This is a genomic window from Knoellia sp. B-D-2 (assembly GCF_057714695.1).
The window spans coordinates 1,301,780-1,318,847 of the sequence record NZ_CM173189.1 but is presented as its reverse complement, the minus strand read 5'-3'; the positions used below and the strand labels follow the sequence as shown (position 1 = coordinate 1,318,847).

The window sequence follows — 17,068 nt, the reverse complement described above, 5'->3', positions numbered from 1 at the left end:
CCGTCCGCGATCGCGGGCGGATTGTCGTGGGCGCAGACCCGTGTCCCACGAACACAGCACCGAGAGGACACCCCGACGTGACCCGACGCACTCTGCGCCGTAGTTTCGCGACGGTCGCCGGAATCGCTGCCGCGGCACTCGCCGTCACAGCCGCTGCCCCCCAGTCGGGGGCGGCACCGGGAGACCGAGAGCTCACCGTCGCGAAGGCGCCCACCGCGCAGCCGCAGAAGGACAAGGTCAAGAAGGCCAAGCCCGGCGACAAGCTGGGCCGGCACGACCGCGACCTGCTCGAGAAGGCCGTCACCGACAAGACCGCGCGCGTCGTGGTCATGATCGCGACCGCCAAGGGCCAGACGGCTGCCGCCGTCAAGGCCATCACGGCCAGCGGCGGCACCGTCGGCACGGTCAACGACAAGGTCGGCTACATCAGCGCGAGCATCCCGACCGGCAAGGTCGACGCCGTTGCGAAGAACGCCGCGATCGTGGCCGTCGACCTCAACGAGCGCATCGCCCTCCCGCGTCCCGACGTCGACGGTGCCTCCGGCGCCGCGGCCGGTGTCTCGGCTCCGGGTGCGACCACCCCGGACGACAACCCCTTCATGCCCACCCGCGACACCGGCTCGATCGCGTTCAAGAAGGCGAACCCGACCTTCGACGGCCGCGGGACCACCATCGGCGTCATCGACTCCGGTGTCGACCTCGACCACCCGGCCCTGCAGAAGACCTCTACCGGCGAGCGCAAGATCGTCGACTGGGTCACCGGCACCGACCCCATCTTCGACAACGACGGCTCCTGGCGGCCGATGCTCACGACCGCGACCGGCCCGTCCTTCAGCGGGTACACGCTGCCCGCCGGTACGTACAAGATCGCCACCGTCTCGGAGTCCATCTCGACCGCCTCCGAGGCCGCGGGTGACTTCAACCGGGACGGTGACAAGACCGACGTGTGGGGCATCCTCTACGACGAGGCGACCCACGACATCTGGGTCGACGCCAACCAGGACCGCACCTTCTCCGACTCCGAGAAGATGCGCCCCTACAAGGAGAAGTTCGACATCGGCCACTTCGGGGTCGACAACCCGGGCACCGCCATCGCCGAGTCGATGCCCTTCGTCGTCGAGTACCGCGAGGACGTCGACATGACGCCCTACGGCGGCTCCTGGGTCGGCCAGAAGCGCGACTTCGTCAACATCGGCGTCGTCGAGTCCGCGCACGGCACCCACGTCGCCGGCATCGCGGCTGCCCACTCGCTCTTCGGCGGCACCATGGACGGCCAGGCGCCCGGCGCCAAGGTCGTCTCCACCCGCGCCTGCTCCTGGGGCGGCGGCTGCACCGCGGTCGCGCTGACCGACGGCATGGTCGACCTCGTCGCCAACCGTGGCGTCGACGTCGTCAACATGTCCATCGGTGGCCTCCCGGCCCTCAACGACGGCAACAACGCCCGGGCCCGGCTCTACGACGCGCTCATCAAGGAGTACGGCGTCCAGATCGTCATCTCCGCGGGCAACAGCGGACCCGGCATCAACTCGATCGGTGACCCGTCGGTCGCCACCGACGTCGTGTCCGTCGCCTCCTCGATCACCAAGGAGACGTGGAAGTCCAACTACGGCGCCGACGTGAGCTCGGACATCGCCCTGCACAACTACTCCTCGCGCGGCCCGCGTGAGGACGGCGGCTTCAAGCCCAACGTCATGGCTCCGGGCTCGGCCGTCTCGTCGATCCCGACGTGGCAGCCGGGTGGCCCGGTCCCCGAGGCCGGCTACGCGCTCCCCCCGGGCTACGCCCACTTCAACGGCACGTCGATGGCCTCCCCGCAGACAGCAGGCGCCACGGCCCTGCTCATCTCTGCCGCCAAGGCGACCGGCGTCAAGGTCAGCCCGCGCCAGATCCGCGACTCACTCTACACGACCGCGGACTACAAGGCGAACATCGGGGCCATCGGCCAGGGTGCCGGCCTCGTGGACGTTCCCCAGGCGTGGACCCTGCTCAAGACGGCCCCGAAGTCGCAGGACTACACCGTCACGGCTCCCGTCTGCACCCCGCTCTCCGGCTTCCTCGCGACGCCGAACCAGGGCACGGGCCTCTACAACCGCTGTGACGCCGCCTCCGGGGGCCTCACCGCAGGTGTCGAGAAGAACGTCGTCGTGAAGTCCACCCGCACCTCGGGTGTCAAGGGCAACGTCAAGCACGCGCTGCGTCTCGTCGGCAACGACGGCACGTTCTCGCTGCCGGTGACCCAGCGTCCGCAGCCGCTCGGTGGCACGGTCGACATCCCGGTCAAGGTCAAGACCTCGACCCCGGGCGTGCACTCGGCGATCCTCGAGATCGACGACCCGGCCACCAGCGTCGTCGACAAGCGGGTCCTGCTGACCGTCGTCCTGGCCCAGGACATCAAGGCGCCGACCTTCTCGGTGGCCAAGACGGGTTCGGTCGAGCGCAACCTCTTCCAGAAGATGTTCGTCTCCGTCCCGGTGGGCACCAAGGCCCTCCAGGTCAACCTCGGGAAGTACACCGACGGGTCGCAGGTGCGCTGGATCGCCTACAACCCGTCCGGCGTTCCGGTCGAGTCGACGTCGTCGCTGGTGTGCTTCACCAACTACAACGCCGGTGGTGGCTGCAACGCCACGTCGCGCAGCTACTCGAACCCGCTCCCGGGCATCTGGGAGCTCCAGGTCGAGGCGCGTCGCACCACCCCGACGCTGGTCAACCCGTTCGAGCTGACGGCGAGCGCGTTGGGCGTCACCGTCGACCCGGCGACCCAGACGATCCCGTCCGCGCAGGTCGGGGTCCCCACCCCGGTGTCCTGGACGGTCACCAACGACCGGGCTCCCGTGACGATCGCGCCCAAGGGCGGGCCGCTCGGCTCGGCCGTGGCCGCTCGCAAGACGATCGCCGACCACGAGGTGCAGCAGTTCACGGTCACCATCCCGGCGGATGCGACCAAGTTCGTCGCCAAGATCGGCAACCCGTCCGACCCGGCAGCTGACCTCGACCTCTTCGTCCGCAACGCGGCCGGCGCGATCGTGGCCCAGCAGGCCGACGGGGACAGCGAGGAGGCCGTGACGATCAACGCCCCGGCCGCCGGGACGTACACGGTGGAGGTCGACGGCTACTCCATCCCGTCCGGCTCGACCCAGTACGACTACCTCGACGTCTTCTCCTCGACCGGTCTCGGCACCCTCACGGTGCCGGCGACCACGACGTCCCTGGCCACGGGTCAGTCGACGACGGTCACCGGTGCGATCACGGCCGCGGCCGTGGCCGTGCCCGGACGCCAGGTCTCCGGCGAGATGCAGGTCCTCTCGGAGCTGGGCGCACTGCTCGGCACCGGTGAGGTCCTCATCGGGACGGTCACCCCGTGACCTCGGTCTGACGTGACGCAAGGGCCCCACGGCGACCAGTCGCCGTGGGGCCCTTCGCCGTCGGCGGAGGGCGGGCGTCAGCCGGCGGGGGTCATCGTGAGGACCTCGAGGACCGGGCCCTGCTGGCAGGTGCTCGCCCAGTCGAGCCGCTTCACGCCGCTCACGGTGACGCGCGTCCCGTCCGGGACCGTGATGGCGCCGGTGAGGACGAACGTGCCCTCGTCGGTCTGGAGCACCCGGCACCCGGCCTCGACCCCGGCAGTCACGAGGCCGGTGAGGCTCACCATCGCCGCGGATCCCGTGGTGGACGACGGCAGCGGGGGGAGGTCCTCAATGACGTCGCTCTGCGTCGCCTTCGTGACGTGGAAGGGCAGGGCCTGCGGGCAGCGCGGGTCCATCGCGTCCATCGCGACCCCGTCGATCTCGTATGCCGTCCCCGCGACCAGGCCTCGCGTCTCACCGATGAGGACCCACTGGCGGGCGCCGCGGTCGCTCTTGAAGACCACGCAGCCGCCCTCGATGCTCGTCACCCGCCCGGTCATGCTCGTCGGCCGGGCGCGACCGCTCGGGGGCATCACGGGCGACCCGGAGCTGGACGGGGAGCTCGACGGGGAGCCGGACGGCGTGGGGGTGCCGGAGGACGAGGACATCCCCGAGGGTCCCACGTCCGCGCCGCCCCCGGACCCCTCCGAGCCGCACCCGGTGAGGAGGGCGGCAGCGCAGAGCGCGCACACGGCATACACGCCGGTGAGGTGGCCACGGAAGGTCGGCATGGACATGAACCTACGACGCGACCGGGCGCCCACGGGTTCCGTGACCGGCACGTTTGGGAGGGATCGCCACCCTCGCGGTACGTTGGGCCCAGCAGGCTTGGCGACTCGTCCCCCACCCCGGGGCGGCTCCCAGACACCGCCGTCCGGGCCGCGCGCGCACGAGCGTGTGGAGCCGGCGGCCCGAGCCGGGCATCCCGCCACGAACGGGTGCCCCAGGGAACAGGAGTGCCCGTGAGCGACACCGACGTCGCTGCAACCCCGCCGGTCGGCGGAGTGGACCACCACGTCTCGGTGGACCCCGCAGTTGCAGTGCCCGAGCCCCGAGCGGCCGCCGACGGCGGACCCGACATGGTCCAGCTGCTCACCCCCGAGGGGGAGCGCGTCCCGAACGCCGAGTACGACGAGATCGTCGCGGCGCTGAGCAACGAGGACCTGCGCGGGCTGTACCGCGACCTCGTCCTCATCCGGCGCTTCGACCTCGAGGCGACCTCGCTGCAGCGCCAGGGTGAGCTGGGCCTCTGGGTCTCGCTCCTCGGGCAGGAAGCCGCGCAGATCGGCTGCGGCCGCGCGCTGCGCCCGCAGGACCACGCCTTCCCCGGCTACCGCGAGCACGGCATCGCCTGGACCCGGGGCATCGACCCGATGCGGATCATCGCGATGTACCGCGGCGTCGACAAGGGCGCGTGGAACCCGGACGAGCACCACTTCCACGGCTACACGATCGTCATCGGCAACCAGGTCCTCATGGGCACCGGCTACGCCATGGGCGTCCAGCGGGACGGGGCGGTCGGCACCGACGACCCCGAGCGCGACACGGCCGTCGTCGCCTTCATGGGCGACGGTGCGACCGCGCAGGGTGACGTCAACGAGGGCTTCGTCTTCGCCGGCGTCTACAACAGCCCGATCGTCTTCTTCTGCCAGAACAACCAGTGGGCGATCAGCGAGCCCAACGAGCGCCAGACGCGCGTGCCGATCTACAAGCGCGCCGACGGCTTCGGCTTCCCCGGCGTGCGCGTCGACGGCAACGACGTCCTCGCCGTCTATGCCGTGACGACCCAGATGCTCGACCGCGCCCGCTCCGGCCAGGGCCCGTCGCTCATCGAGGCGTTCACCTACCGGATGGCCGCCCACACGACCTCCGACGACCCGACGAAGTACCGCGTGTCCGCGGAGGTCGAGGTGTGGAAGCTGCGCGACCCGGTGGCCCGCTACAAGCGCTGGCTCATGAGCGAGGGCATCGCCGACACGGCGTTCTTCGAGGCGGTCGAGTCCGAGGCGGACGAGCTGGCGGCCCACGTCCGCACCGCCACGGTGACGATGCCCGACCCCGCGGTCGACGACATCTTCGACCAGGTCTACGTCGAGCCGCACCGTCAGGTCGAGGACGACAAGGCCGCCTTCCACGCGTACCAGGACACGTTCGAGGAGGTGCAGGCATGACTGCGTCGAAGACGACGATCGCCAAGGCCCTCAACGCCGGGCTGCGCAAGGCGATGGAGCGCGACCCCAAGGTGATCATCCAGGGCGAGGACATCGGCAAGCTCGGCGGTGTCTTCCGCATCACCGAGCACCTCCAGAAGGACTTCGGCGAGGACCGGGTCATCGACACCCCCCTCGCGGAGTCGGGGATCATGGGCACCGCCATCGGCCTCGCGCTGCGCGGGTACCGCCCGGTCGTCGAGATCCAGTTCGACGGGTTCGTCTACCCCGCCTTCGACCAGATCGTCTCCCAGCTCGCCAAGCTCCACTCCCGCTCGCGCGGGGCGATCCGGGTCCCCGTCGTCGTGCGCATCCCCATGGGTGGCGGCATCGGCGCCGTGGAGCACCACAGCGAGTCCAACGAGGCCTACTTCGCGCACACCCTCGGCCTCAAGGTCGTCTTCTGCTCCAACCCCGAGGACGCCTACTGGATGATCCAGCAGGCCATCGAGTGCGACGACCCGGTGATCTTCTACGAGCCCAAGCGGCGCTACCACGAGAAGGGCGAGGTCGACCTCGACGCCACCTCGGCGCCGCGCGACCTCTTCTCCGCGCACGTCGTGCGCGAGGGCACCGACGTCACCCTCGCGTGCTGGGGCCCGATGGTCCGGACCTGCCTCGACGCGGCCGCGGCCGCGGCGGAGGAGGGCCACTCGCTCGAGGTCATCGACCTGCGCTCGGTCAGCCCGATCGACATCGACGCGATCACGACGTCGGTGGCCAGGACCGGCCGGCTCGTCGTCGTCCAGGAGGCGCCGTCGTTCGTCAGCGTCGGCTCCGAGATCGCGGCCCTCGTCACCGAGCGCTGCTTCTACCAGCTGGAGGCGCCGGTCATCCGGGTCGCCGGCTGGAACACGCCCTACCCGGCGAGCAAGCTCGAGGAGCACTACCTGCCCGACCTCGACCGCGTGCTCGACGGAGTCGACCGCGCCCTGTCCCACTGAGCCCTGACCTCCCGAGGAGACGCAACGCATGGGTGTGAAGCACTTCAACCTTCCGGACCCCGGTGAGGGACTGCTCGAGGCCGAGATCGTCGAGTGGAAGGTCGCCGTCGGTGACACGGTGAAGATCAACGACATCGTCGTCGAGATCGAGACCGCCAAGTCCCTCGTCGAGCTGCCCATCCCGTGGGCCGGCACCGTGTCCGAGCTCATGGTGAGCGTCGGCGACGAGGTCGAGGTCGGCACGCCGATCATCGCCATCGACGACGGCCTCGGTGCGGAGGTCGCGAGCGGGGTGCCCAGTGCCCAGGCGGCCATGGAGGTCGGCCCCGACAACGCCGCGGCGGCGCAGCCCGACGTCGCCGAGGAGGAGCCGGTCAAGACGCTCGTCGGCTACGGCCCGAAGGCGAGCGGCACCACCCGCCGCGCCCGCAAGACCGCCACCCCCGCCGCCTCCACCATCCCCGCTGCCTCCACCATCCCCGCTGCCTCCACCATCCCCGCAGCCCCCGCCGCCCCCGCCGCCCCCGCCGCGCTGGCGTCCGCAGACGTGGTCGAGAACCCGGCCACAGTTGCGGACGCCCCCGCCCCCGCCCCCGCAACGTCAGCGCCAACGGTCGCTGGAACCACCGTCGACGCTGACGCAAGGGGGGCCGTGCTCGCCAAGCCGCCGGTGCGCAAGCTCGCCAAGGACCTCGGCGTCGACCTCGCCTCCGTCCCCGCGTCCGGTGACGGTGGCGTCGTCACCCGCGCCGACGTCGAGTCGTATGCCGCAGGCGCACCCTCCGCTCCGGCGGGCACCGCCGCGGCACCGGCGGCCGGGACCGGTTCCGGCACACCGGCATACGGCGCGTTCGGGTCCGGAGAGCGGCCGGCCCCTGGCTCTTCCAGGGAGGTGCGCGTGCCGATCAAGGGCGTGCGCAAGATGACCGCCCAGGCGATGGTCGGCAGCGCGTTCACGGCCCCGCACGTCAGCGAGTGGGTCACCGTCGACGTCACCGCCACGATGGACCTCGTCGCGAGGCTCAAGCGCGACAAGGAGTTCAAGGACGTCAAGGTCACGCCGCTGCTCATCCTCGCCAAGGCGATGATCCTCGCCGCCCGGCGCAATCCCGGCATCAACGCGTCGTGGGACGAGCAGGCGCAGGAGATCGTCGTCAAGAGCTACGTCAACCTCGGCATCGCCGCCGCGACCCCGCGCGGGCTCGTCGTCCCGAACATCAAGGACGCCGACCGGCTCTCGATGCGCGAGCTCGCCGAGGCGATCGGTGCACTCACCGCCACCGCCCGGGAGGGCCGCACGCAGCCCGCCGAGATGTCCGGCGGCACGGTGACGATCACGAACATCGGCGTGTTCGGCATCGACGCCGGGACCCCGATCCTCAACCCAGGGGAGGCAGCGATCCTCGCGTTCGGCACCATCAGCCGGCGTCCGTGGGTCGTCACCGACGAAGCCGGCAACGAGAGCATCGAGGCGCGGTCGGTGACGACGCTGGCGCTGAGTTTCGACCACCGCCTCGTCGACGGCGAGCTGGGGTCGCGCTACCTCGCGGACGTTGCCGCCATCCTCGGCGACCCGTCACGCGGTCTCGTCTGGGGCTGACCCCACGAGCACCCCCTTTCCCGCCCCGGGCGGGAAAGGGGACGTGCGAGAGTGAGCCGTGCTCTCGACCTACCGGCCCCTGTTCGCTGTCCCCGGGGCCAGGCGGTTCGTCGCGGCGAGCGCTCTGTCGCGGGTCGGCGGCGCGATGTTCGGCGTCGCGATCATTGTCATGATCTCGACGCGACGGGACTCCTACGGGCTCGCCGGTGCGGTGTCCGCGGGCGGGATCATCGTGCTCGCCGTCGCCGGCCCGGTCATCGGGCGGCTCGTCGACAAACGCGGCCAGCGACGCGCCTCGATGCCGTTCGTCCTCGTGACCTTCGTGGCCGGGCTCGTCACCGTGGGGCTGTCCGCGGTCGGCGCCCCCGCGTGGACGCTCTTCGTCGGGTATGCCGTGTCGGCCTTCCTCCCCGAGATGGGGCCGATGTCGCGGGCCCGGTGGGCCCACCTCCTCCAGGACGAGCCGGACGCCCTGCACGCCGCCATGTCGCTGGAGCAGGTGGTCGAGGAGGGGGCGTTCGTCCTGGGCCCGGTGCTCGGCGTGCTCGCCGCGACGACCCTCTTCCCCGAGGCCGGGCTGCTGCTGGCCTACGTCGTGTTCACGATCGGGGCCGTGCTCTTCCTCGGCGAGCGCCGCTCGGAGCCACCGGTCGTGCCGCACGACGAACGGCCCCACGGCCTGGCGATCCAGCGCCCCGGCGTCGCGGCGGTCGGAGCCGCCCTGTTCATGGTCGGGATCGTCTTCGGCGGCAACGAGGTCGTCGCCGTCGCGGTGGCCGAGGAGGCGGGCAGCACCGGGATGAGCTCGGTCATCCTCGGCGCCTTCGCGCTCGGCTCGGCCCTGTCCGCGGTCGTCTTCGGCACCCGGACGTTCAGCGGCTCCATCGCGCGACGGTTCGTCTGGTGCGCCCTCGCGATGTTCCTCCTCGAGGCGCCCGTGCTGCTCATCGACAGTCTCTGGGGGCTCACGGTGATGATGTTCATCGCCGGCTCGGCGACCGCGCCGACGCTCATCACCGGCATCACGCTGGTGCAGCACCTCGTGCCGCGGGCCTTCATCACCGAGGGCATGGCGGTGGCGATCACCGGGCTGCTCATCGGGCTCGCGTCGGGGACGGCGCTGAGCGGCGTCCTCGTCGACTCGTGGGGCGCCCACGAGACCTACGCCCTCCCGGTGGGCGCCGCGCTGGCCGCGGCCCTCATCGCCGCGGCCTGGGGCCGCCGGATCGCCCGCGCCGCCCGCGCCTGAGCAACGCCCGAGGGGTCAGGGGGTGCGGGCTGCGGCCGCGTCCGCGTCGGCGTCGTTGCGCTCCTGATAGGCCGAGCCCTTGCGGAGCTCGACCTCCGGCAGGAACCAGATGATGACGAGCCCGAGGACCATGACGGCGGCGCCGACGAGGAACACGTGGTCCATCGCCTCGGAGAAGCCCATGAGGAACGGCTTTGCGAGGCGCTCGTCGAGGGTGGTGAGGAACGAGCTGTCCTGCAGCACCCCGCTGGACTGCGCCGCGCCACCGCTCGACTGGGACGCGGCGAACTGTCGGGCGAACTCGGCGTTCGCCGGGTCGCGCAGGGCGTCCTGGAAGTCGGGCGTCGGGGCGACGGTCCGCATGGCGCCGGTGATCTTCTCCGGGACGAGCGAGAAGAGGATCGACAGGAAGACGGCGGTGCCGATGGTGCCGCCGATCTGCCGGGTGAACGTCGCCGTCGAGGTCGCGACGCCGATCTGCTGCGGCGGGACGGCGTTCTGGACGGCGAGGGTGAGCGGCTGGAAGTTGAAGCCCAGCCCGAGGCCGAAGAACACCATGACGATCATCGTCTGCCACAGCGGGGTGTCGAACTCGATGTAGTGGAAGACGAACAGCGAGACGGTGAGCAGCGCGACGCCGACGATCGGGAACCAGCGGTAGCGGCCGGTGCGGCTGATGACCTGCCCCGAGATGATCGAGCCCGACATGATGCCGAGGGTCATCGGGACGAGCTGCAGGCCGGCCTCGGTCGGGGTCGCCCCCTTGACGATCTGGAGGTAGAGCGGGAGCGAAGCGAGGCCGCCGAACATCGCGATGCCGATGAGGATCGAGGCGGCCGACGAGACGCCGACGGTGCGGTTGCGGAACATCGCGAGAGGCAGGATCGCCTCCTCGCCCATCCGCGCCTCCTGCCAGAAGAACAGCGCGGCGGCGACGACCCCGACCGCGTAGCAGGCGATGGCGTTCGTCGAGCCCCAGCCCCACTCCCGACCCTGCTCGGCGACGAGCAGCAGCGGCACGAGGGAGGCCGAGAGCAGCGCGGCGCCGGTCCAGTCGATGCGGTGGTCGAGGCGGGTGTGGCGGAGGTGCAGCGTCTTGCTCACGAGGAGGAGGGCGCCGATGCCGATCGGGACGTTGACGAGGAAGACCCAGCGCCAGCCGGTGATGCCGAGGATGTCGTCGGAGCCGGCGAGGAAGCCCCCGACGACCGGGCCGAGCACCGACGAGGTGCCGAAGACCGCGAGGAAGTAGCCCTGGTACTTGGCGCGCTCCCGCGGCGGGACGATGTCGCCGACGATGGCCAGCGCGAGCGAGAAGAGGCCGCCGGCGCCGAGCCCCTGCACGGCGCGGAAGGCGGCGAGCTGGAGCATCGAGGTCGAGAAGGTGCAGAGCACCGACCCGATGACGAAGATCGTGATGGCCGCGGTGAAGAACTTCTTGCGGCCGTAGATGTCGGAGAGCTTGCCGTAGAGCGGTGTGACGATCGTCGACGTGATGAGGTAGGCCGTCGTTGCCCAGGCCTGGTGCTCGAGGCCCTTGAGGTCGTCGGCGATGGTGCGGATCGCGGTGGCGACGATCGTCTGGTCGAGCGCGGCGAGGAACATCCCCGACATGAGCCCGACGAGGATCGTGACGATCTGCCGGTGGGTCAGCGGCAGGTCGGTGGTGGCGGTCATGCGAGGTCCTTGGCGTTGAGGAGGGGGTGGGCCGCGACGTCGTCGGCGAAGCGCTGCAGGAGTCGGTCGAAGTCGGCGAGGTCCGCGTCGTCCCAGTCGGCGGTGACTTCGGCGAGCCACGCGTTGCGGCGCTCGCGGATGGCGACGAGCAGGTCGCGGCCGGGTTCGGTGAGCGCGAGGACGTGGGCCCGGCCGTCGGAGGCGTCGGGGAGGCGCTCGACGAAGCCCTGGGCGACGAGGTGACTCACCTGGCGGCTCACGGTCGACACGTCGAGGTGGATGGCGGCAGCGATGTCGGAGACCCGGCGGGGCTCCTCACGCAGGTTGAACATCAGCGGGTAGCCCATGGGGTCGACGTCGGGGTGCACCCGCGGGGCGCGCTGCCTCACCGCGGCCATGATCTTCATCGCGCGGACGAGGGCGTCACCGAACGCCACCCGGACGTCCGGCGGGTCTGTTGCTTGCGGCATACAAGCAGTCTGACCCCACGACCGCCCCTCGTGCAACTTTCACCGATCGGGACTGGAGGGAGGCAGGGACCCGGGGCGCAGGCCGCAGGAGAGCCGAGGCGCGGGAGGCAGGGGGAACGGGTCAGGGGGTGATGACAAGGGCGTCGAGCACCCGGCGCGCGATCTCCTCGTCACCGTGGACCACGTGGTGGGTGTCGTCCGTGGACACCCGGCCGGCGCACCGACGGGTCGCCGCCTGCGTCGACATCGTGATGGTCGTCGTCGTCACGTCGACGTGGTGCTCGGGGTCGCCGCTGAACAGCGGTGTGCCGTGCGGCCGCCCGTCGCGCTCCTCGACCCGCACGCCGGCGCGACCGACGACCGGCCCGGTGAGGTCGAGGATGACGGCATGGCCCTCCGGCACCTCGGCCCGCCGGGCCACGATCCGGGGCAGGGCGTCGAAGAGGACGCGCACCGTGTGGGCGGCCGCCGGGCCGTCGAGGTTGCCGGGACGGCCGATCGCCTCGCGGATGTCCTGCTCGTGCACCCACAGGTCGAGGACACGGTTCTCCATGAGGCCGAGCAACGTCGTCGGGCCGAAGGGCCCGATCCGCGGCTCGTCGGGCGAGGTCGTCTCGGCGCCGAGGTGGTGGACCTGGTCGGCGACGAGTTCGTCGAGCTCCTCGAGCAGCTCGGCGAGCGACCGTCCGCGCCGCGACTCCAGGAAGTGGTCGACGACCTCGGTGATGCCACGGGCCCCCCCGGTGCCGGCGTCGACGTCGGGCACCGCCTCGCCCTGCACCCAGGCCTCGAGGCTCACGACGTGGGCGAACTGGTCGAGGACGGTCCAGCCGGGACAGGCGGTCGGCCGCTCCTCGTCGCCCGGGCGCAGCGAGTGCCCGAGGTCGCTGATCGCCTGCACCGTGTGGGCATAGGCGGCGGTGAGGCCGTCGAGGCCCTCGGGAGCGGCCGGGTGGAGGGACATCCCGTCACTGTAGGGCGTGCTGCCTAGGGTGAGGGAGTGACGACCGGCGCGATGGCCCTGCTGCGGGCGGCCCATGCCGGACCCGCGCTGGCCGTCACCGGGCTCGCCCTGCTCCTCGCGGTCGCCGCCGACCTCGCCCCGGCTCGCGCCGCGCTCGTCACCGCGGCCGTGCTCGCCGGCCAGCTCACGGTGGGCTGGTCCAACGACCTGCGCGACCGGGTCCGGGACGCCTTCGTCGGCCGCCCGGACAAGCCGCTCGCGACCGGTGAGCTGTCGGTGCCCCTCGTCCGGGCCGCGTGCGCGCTCGCGGTCGCCCTCGCGGTCGTCCTCTCGCTCGCCTGCGGAGTGCTCGCGGGGTGCGTGCACCTCGCGTGCGTCGCGTCGGCGTGGACCTACAACCTCTGGCTCAAGTCGACGCCCTTCTCCTGGCTCCCGTATGCCGTGTCGTTCGGCCTGCTTCCCGTCTTCGTCCACCTCGCCGGCGGGTCCACCGCCCCGGCCGAGGTGGTGGCGGGCGCGGCGCTCCTCGGGGTCGGCGCCCACCTGCTCAACGTCGTGCCCGACCTCGGCGAGGACGCGGTGACCGGGGTCCGCGGCCTGCCGCACCGGCTCGGAGCGCGCCGGAGCACCGTGCTGGCGGTCGGGCTCCTCGTGGCCGCGACCGTCGTGCTGCTCGTCACAGGGTCGACGGGCGTCGTCGCAGCCGCAGCGGGCGCCGTTCTCGTGGCAGGCTTGGCAGGGCTCGCGCTGGTCGGCACCGGCCGGGCACCCTTCTGGTCCGCCGTCGGGATCGCGCTCGTGGACGTGGCGATCCTGGTGGTCCGGTAGCCGTCCGACCGAAGCGAGGCCCCCTGTGAGCACCCGCCTGCTGTCCGTGGGGACGGCGCTGCCCGCCCACTGCCACGACCAGGGCGAGATCACCGACGCCTTCGCCCGGGTGGTCGTCGCGCGGGGGGCCAGCGAGCGCCTGCTCCGCTCGGTGCACGCCAACGCGGGCGTGGAGCAGCGCCACCTCGCGCTCCCGCTGGAGAAGTACGAGAGCCTGGCCGACTTCGACGAGGCCAACGACCTCTTCATCGAGCACGCGGTCGACCTCGGCGCGCAGGCCCTGCTCCGCGCCCTGGCCGGCGCCGGTCTCGCCGCCTCCGACGTCGACCTCATCATCTCGACGACCGTCACCGGGCTGGCGGTCCCGTCGCTCGACTCGCGCATCGCCGCGGTCGTGGGGCTGCGCGAGGACGTCAAACGGGTGCCGCTCTTCGGGCTGGGCTGCGTCGCCGGTGCAGCCGGTGTCGCCCGCCTGCACGACTACCTCCTCGGCCACCCGGACGACGTGGCCGTGCTCGTCGCCGTCGAGCTGTGCTCGCTCACCGTGCAGCGCGATGACACCAGCGTCGCCAACATCGTCGCGAGCGGCCTCTTCGGCGACGGGGCGGCGGCCGTCGTCATGGGCGGGGCCGGACGAGCCGGAGGGACCGGACCCACGGGTGGCGCCGGGCGGGTCGAGGTCCTCGACAGCCGCAGCCGTCTCTACCCCGACAGCGAGCGCACGATGGGCTTCGACGTCGGCGCCTCCGGGCTGCGCATCGTCCTCGACGCCCAGGTCCCGGCGATCGTCGCCCGCCACCTCGGCGGCGACGTCGACCGCTTCCTCGCCGGGCACGGCCTCACCCGCGCGGACATCGGCTGGTGGGTCTGCCACCCCGGTGGGCCCAAGGTCATCGACGCCCTGCGCGACGCCCTCGACCTCGTCGACCACGACGTCGCCCTCACCCGGACCAGCCTCGCGCGCATCGGCAACCTCTCGTCGGCGTCGGTGCTCCACGTCCTCGCCGACACCTTCGCGCAGCGTCCCCCCGCGCCCGGCACCCACGGCCTCCTCATGGCGATGGGGCCGGGCTTCTGCTCGGAGCTGGTCCTCCTCCGCGCCGCCGACGACGCCGAGGACGCCGTGATCGAGGACGAGGCCGAGGACGTCGCGTCGTGACCACCCTCACCGCGTTCGTCGTCGTCGTGCTCCTCGTCGCGGTCGAGCGCCTGGCCGAGCTCGTCGTCTCGCGGCGCAACGCGGCGTGGAGCCTGTCCCGGGGCGGGGTCGAGACCGGGCAGGGGCACTACCCGGTCATGGTCGTCCTGCACACCGGCTTCCTCGTCGCGATGCTCGTCGAGGCGGTGGTGCGTCGGCCGGACGTGCCCGCCGCGCTCGCCTGGTCGATGCTCGTCGCCGTGGTCACGGCCCAGGCGCTGCGCTGGTGGTGCATCGCCACCCTCGGACGCCGCTGGAACACGCGCGTCATCGTCGTGCCCGCGCTCGCGCCGGTGCGCTCCGGTCCCTACCGCTGGCTGTCGCACCCCAACTACGTCGCGGTCGTCGCCGAGGGCGTCGCGCTGCCGCTCGTCCACGCCACCTGGGTCACCGCGCTCGTCTTCACCCTCGCCAACGCGGCGCTCCTCACGGTGCGGCTGCGCGCCGAGAACGCCGCCCTCGCGACCCTTCCCCCGGCGGCGGTCACCCAGGATGCGTGACCTGCTCGTCGCCGGCGGCGGTCCCGTTGGCCTCGCCACCGCCCTGTATGCCGTCCGCGCCGGTCTCGACGTCACCGTGCGTGAGCCCCGGTCCGGGGTGATCGACAAGGCCTGCGGTGAAGGGCTCATGCCGGGGGCGCTGGCCGCCCTGCGCGAGCTCGGCGTCCCGGTGCAGGGCCACCCGATCACGGGCATCCGCTACGTCGACGGGCACCGTCACGTGGACGCACCGTTCGAGTCCGGGAACGGCCTTGGGGTGCGGCGCACCCTGCTGCACTCCGCCCTCGTCGAGCGGGTGCGCGACGCGGGCGTCGAGGTCACCGCGGCGCCCGTGACCCGTCTCGAGAACCGCACCGACCACGTCGACGTCGACGGCGAGCGGGTCGCCCACGTCATTGCCGCCGACGGCCTGCACTCCCCGGTCCGACGGCTCCTCGGCCTCGACCGACCGCGAACCACGCTGCGCCGCTACGGCCAGCGGGTCCACGTCGGGCGTGCCCCCTGGACGTCCATGGTCGAGGTGCACTGGGCGTCCGCCGGCGAGGCCTACGTGACGCCGGTCGGACCGGACGAGGTGGGGGTCGCGCTGCTCAGCGCCCACCGCCGGCCCTTCGAGGAGCTGCTCGCGGCGTTCCCGCTCCTGGCCGAGCGGATCGCGGGCCACGGGCGTTCAGCCGTGCGGGGCGCCGGTCCGCTGCGGCAAAGGACCACGCGGCGCGTCCTCGGCCGGGTGCTCCTCGTCGGCGACGCCGCCGGCTACGTCGACGCCCTCACCGGTGAGGGGCTGGCCCTCGGCCTGGCGCAGGCGCGGGCCGCCGTCGAGGCGGTCGCGGCGGGGGACCCCAGCTCCTACGAGCACGCCTGGCGTGGGGTGCGTCGTCGGCACGACCTCCTCACCCTCGGCCTCGTCACCGCGACCCGCGTCCCCGTCGTGCGCCGTGCTGTCGTCCCGGCGGCCGGGATGGCCCCGGCCGTGTTCCGGGCCGCGGTCAACCAGCTGGCGCGTCCCGCGTGAGTGCCCGCCCCGAGGCGCCGGGACGCGAGGTCGAGCGCGTCGTGCTCCTCTCGCAGGACGGTCGGCCGATCGGGACGGCACCCAAGGACGAGGTGCACCACGCGGACACCCCGCTGCACCTCGCCTTCTCCTGCTACGTCCTCGACCCGGAGGGCCGGCTCCTCGTCACCCGCCGGGCGTGGTCCAAGCGGACGTGGCCGGGTGTCTGGACCAACAGCTGCTGCGGCCACCCGGCCCCGGACGAGCCGGCCGACGTCGCCGTGCGCCGGCGCGTTCGCCAGGAGCTGGGGATCGAGCTCACCGACCTGCGCGCGGTGCTCCCGGAGTTCCGCTACCGCGCGGTGATGGAGGACGGCACGGTCGAGAACGAGGTCTGCCCCGTCTGGGTCGCGACGTGCGCCGACCCCGGGGCCCTCTCGCCGGACCCCGACGAGGTGGTCGAGCACGCCTGGACCGACTGGGCGCGCTTCCGCGAGGACGTCCTCACCGGCGCCCGCGAGGTCAGCCCGTGGTGCCGTCTCCAGCTGGAGGCGCTGGACGGGTCGGACCGGCAGGGCGGGGCCGGCGAGCGCGCGCGAGCGACCTGACCCGGCGCAGTCCGAGCCACAGCACCGGGGCGTAGCCCGGAGCCCACCACGGTGCGGTGAACTCCACCCGGCAGCCGCCATCCCGCTCCGTGACCGTGTGGCTCGTGGCCATGACCCCGGCCACCCGCCACGACCAGTGACGCACCGGGCCGTCGGCTCGCCACTCCTGCACCCGGAAGGGCAGGGAAGGCCCGACGCTGGTCCACACCGTGCCCGTGGCGCCCGCGTGGATCCGGTCGCCGCCGTCGTCCACGGCGGCGCGGCGCACGGTCGGGCCCCAACGCGGCCACTGGTCGAGGCGCACGAGCAGGTCCCACGCGACGTCGGCGGGCGCGTCGACGTCGATGCCGAGGGTGAGGAGCGGGGGTGAGGGGGTCATCGGTCACCACTGTGCCACCGTCGGGGTCCGGCTCGTCGGGGCA

At 72.3% G+C, this 17,068-nt stretch carries 15 protein-coding genes; 10 read left to right on the top strand and 5 right to left on the bottom strand.

Annotated elements, in window-relative coordinates; genetic code table 11:
• The first annotated feature begins 77 nt into the window (after nt 1-77).
• Nucleotides 78-3,362 carry a S8 family serine peptidase gene (locus tag AC3EU2_RS06315; protein ID WP_488178864.1) on the top strand — a complete coding sequence of 1,095 codons (3,285 nt, stop codon included), beginning with the start codon at nt 78-80 and terminating at the stop codon, nt 3,360-3,362.
• Nucleotides 3,363-3,439: 77 nt separating this feature from the next.
• On the opposite strand, the gene AC3EU2_RS06310 is transcribed toward AC3EU2_RS06315, so the two are convergent.
• A complete protein-coding gene (locus tag AC3EU2_RS06310; protein WP_488178863.1) occupies nt 3,440-4,135 on the bottom strand; it encodes a hypothetical protein in 696 nt (231 codons plus the stop codon).
• Nucleotides 4,136-4,366: 231 nt separating this feature from the next.
• On the opposite strand from AC3EU2_RS06310, the gene pdhA reads away from it, so the two are divergent.
• The 4 genes from pdhA to AC3EU2_RS06290 are packed head-to-tail and all read left to right on the top strand — an operon-like array spanning nt 4,367 to nt 9,407.
• Nucleotides 4,367-5,575, top strand: coding sequence for a pyruvate dehydrogenase (acetyl-transferring) E1 component subunit alpha (gene pdhA / locus AC3EU2_RS06305; protein WP_488178862.1), 1,209 nt, complete (start codon nt 4,367-4,369; stop codon nt 5,573-5,575).
• On the top strand, nt 5,572-6,558 hold the full coding sequence (locus tag AC3EU2_RS06300) for an alpha-ketoacid dehydrogenase subunit beta (protein WP_488178861.1): 987 nt from the start codon (nt 5,572-5,574) through the stop codon (nt 6,556-6,558). Before pdhA ends, AC3EU2_RS06300 begins: the two co-directional genes overlap by 4 nt.
• 28 nt (nt 6,559-6,586) lie before the next feature.
• Nucleotides 6,587-8,158, top strand: coding sequence for a dihydrolipoamide acetyltransferase family protein (locus AC3EU2_RS06295; RefSeq protein WP_488178860.1), 1,572 nt, complete (start codon nt 6,587-6,589; stop codon nt 8,156-8,158).
• 58 nt (nt 8,159-8,216) lie between these two features.
• Nucleotides 8,217-9,407 (top strand): MFS transporter, encoded by a 1,191-nt coding sequence (locus tag AC3EU2_RS06290; RefSeq protein ID WP_488178859.1) that lies wholly within the window; start codon nt 8,217-8,219, stop codon nt 9,405-9,407.
• A 15-nt stretch (nt 9,408-9,422) separates the two neighbouring features.
• Here AC3EU2_RS06290 and AC3EU2_RS06285 read toward each other — a convergent pair whose 3' ends face one another.
• From AC3EU2_RS06285 to AC3EU2_RS06275, 3 genes are all read right to left on the bottom strand, one after another.
• On the bottom strand, nt 9,423-11,084 hold the full coding sequence (locus tag AC3EU2_RS06285; protein ID WP_488178858.1) for an MDR family MFS transporter: 1,662 nt from the start codon (nt 11,082-11,084) through the stop codon (nt 9,423-9,425).
• Complete coding sequence (locus AC3EU2_RS06280; RefSeq protein WP_488178857.1) at nt 11,081-11,554, bottom strand: MarR family winged helix-turn-helix transcriptional regulator; 474 nt, start codon at nt 11,552-11,554, stop codon at nt 11,081-11,083. Before AC3EU2_RS06280 ends, AC3EU2_RS06285 begins: the two co-directional genes overlap by 4 nt.
• A gap of 121 nt (nt 11,555-11,675) precedes the next feature.
• Nucleotides 11,676-12,518, bottom strand: coding sequence for a maleylpyruvate isomerase family mycothiol-dependent enzyme (locus tag AC3EU2_RS06275; protein WP_488178856.1), 843 nt, complete (start codon nt 12,516-12,518; stop codon nt 11,676-11,678).
• 36 nt (nt 12,519-12,554) lie between these two features.
• Between AC3EU2_RS06275 and AC3EU2_RS06270 the strand changes: the two genes are divergently transcribed.
• From AC3EU2_RS06270 to idi, 5 genes are read left to right on the top strand one after another with little or no spacing between them, the layout of a single operon-like run.
• The gene (locus AC3EU2_RS06270) at nt 12,555-13,346 is read left to right on the top strand and encodes a UbiA family prenyltransferase (protein WP_488178855.1); all 792 of its coding nucleotides are present in this window, start codon (nt 12,555-12,557) and stop codon (nt 13,344-13,346) included.
• Between the two features lie 25 nt (nt 13,347-13,371).
• A complete protein-coding gene (locus tag AC3EU2_RS06265) occupies nt 13,372-14,505 on the top strand; it encodes a type III polyketide synthase (RefSeq protein WP_488178854.1) in 1,134 nt (377 codons plus the stop codon).
• Nucleotides 14,502-15,044, top strand: a complete 543-nt coding sequence (locus AC3EU2_RS06260) for an isoprenylcysteine carboxyl methyltransferase family protein (protein ID WP_488178853.1) — start codon at nt 14,502-14,504, stop codon at nt 15,042-15,044. The genes AC3EU2_RS06265 and AC3EU2_RS06260 overlap by 4 nt, the downstream gene beginning before the upstream one ends.
• The gene (locus AC3EU2_RS06255) at nt 15,037-16,059 is read left to right on the top strand and encodes an NAD(P)/FAD-dependent oxidoreductase (RefSeq protein ID WP_488178852.1); all 1,023 of its coding nucleotides are present in this window, start codon (nt 15,037-15,039) and stop codon (nt 16,057-16,059) included. The genes AC3EU2_RS06260 and AC3EU2_RS06255 overlap by 8 nt, the downstream gene beginning before the upstream one ends.
• On the top strand, nt 16,056-16,646 hold the full coding sequence (idi, locus tag AC3EU2_RS06250) for an isopentenyl-diphosphate Delta-isomerase (protein WP_488178851.1): 591 nt from the start codon (nt 16,056-16,058) through the stop codon (nt 16,644-16,646). Before AC3EU2_RS06255 ends, idi begins: the two co-directional genes overlap by 4 nt.
• Here the strand turns inward: idi and AC3EU2_RS06245 are convergent.
• On the bottom strand, nt 16,561-17,025 hold the full coding sequence (locus AC3EU2_RS06245; protein ID WP_488178850.1) for an SRPBCC family protein: 465 nt from the start codon (nt 17,023-17,025) through the stop codon (nt 16,561-16,563). The genes idi and AC3EU2_RS06245 overlap by 86 nt on opposite strands.
• Between the last annotated feature and the right edge of the window lie 43 nt (nt 17,026-17,068).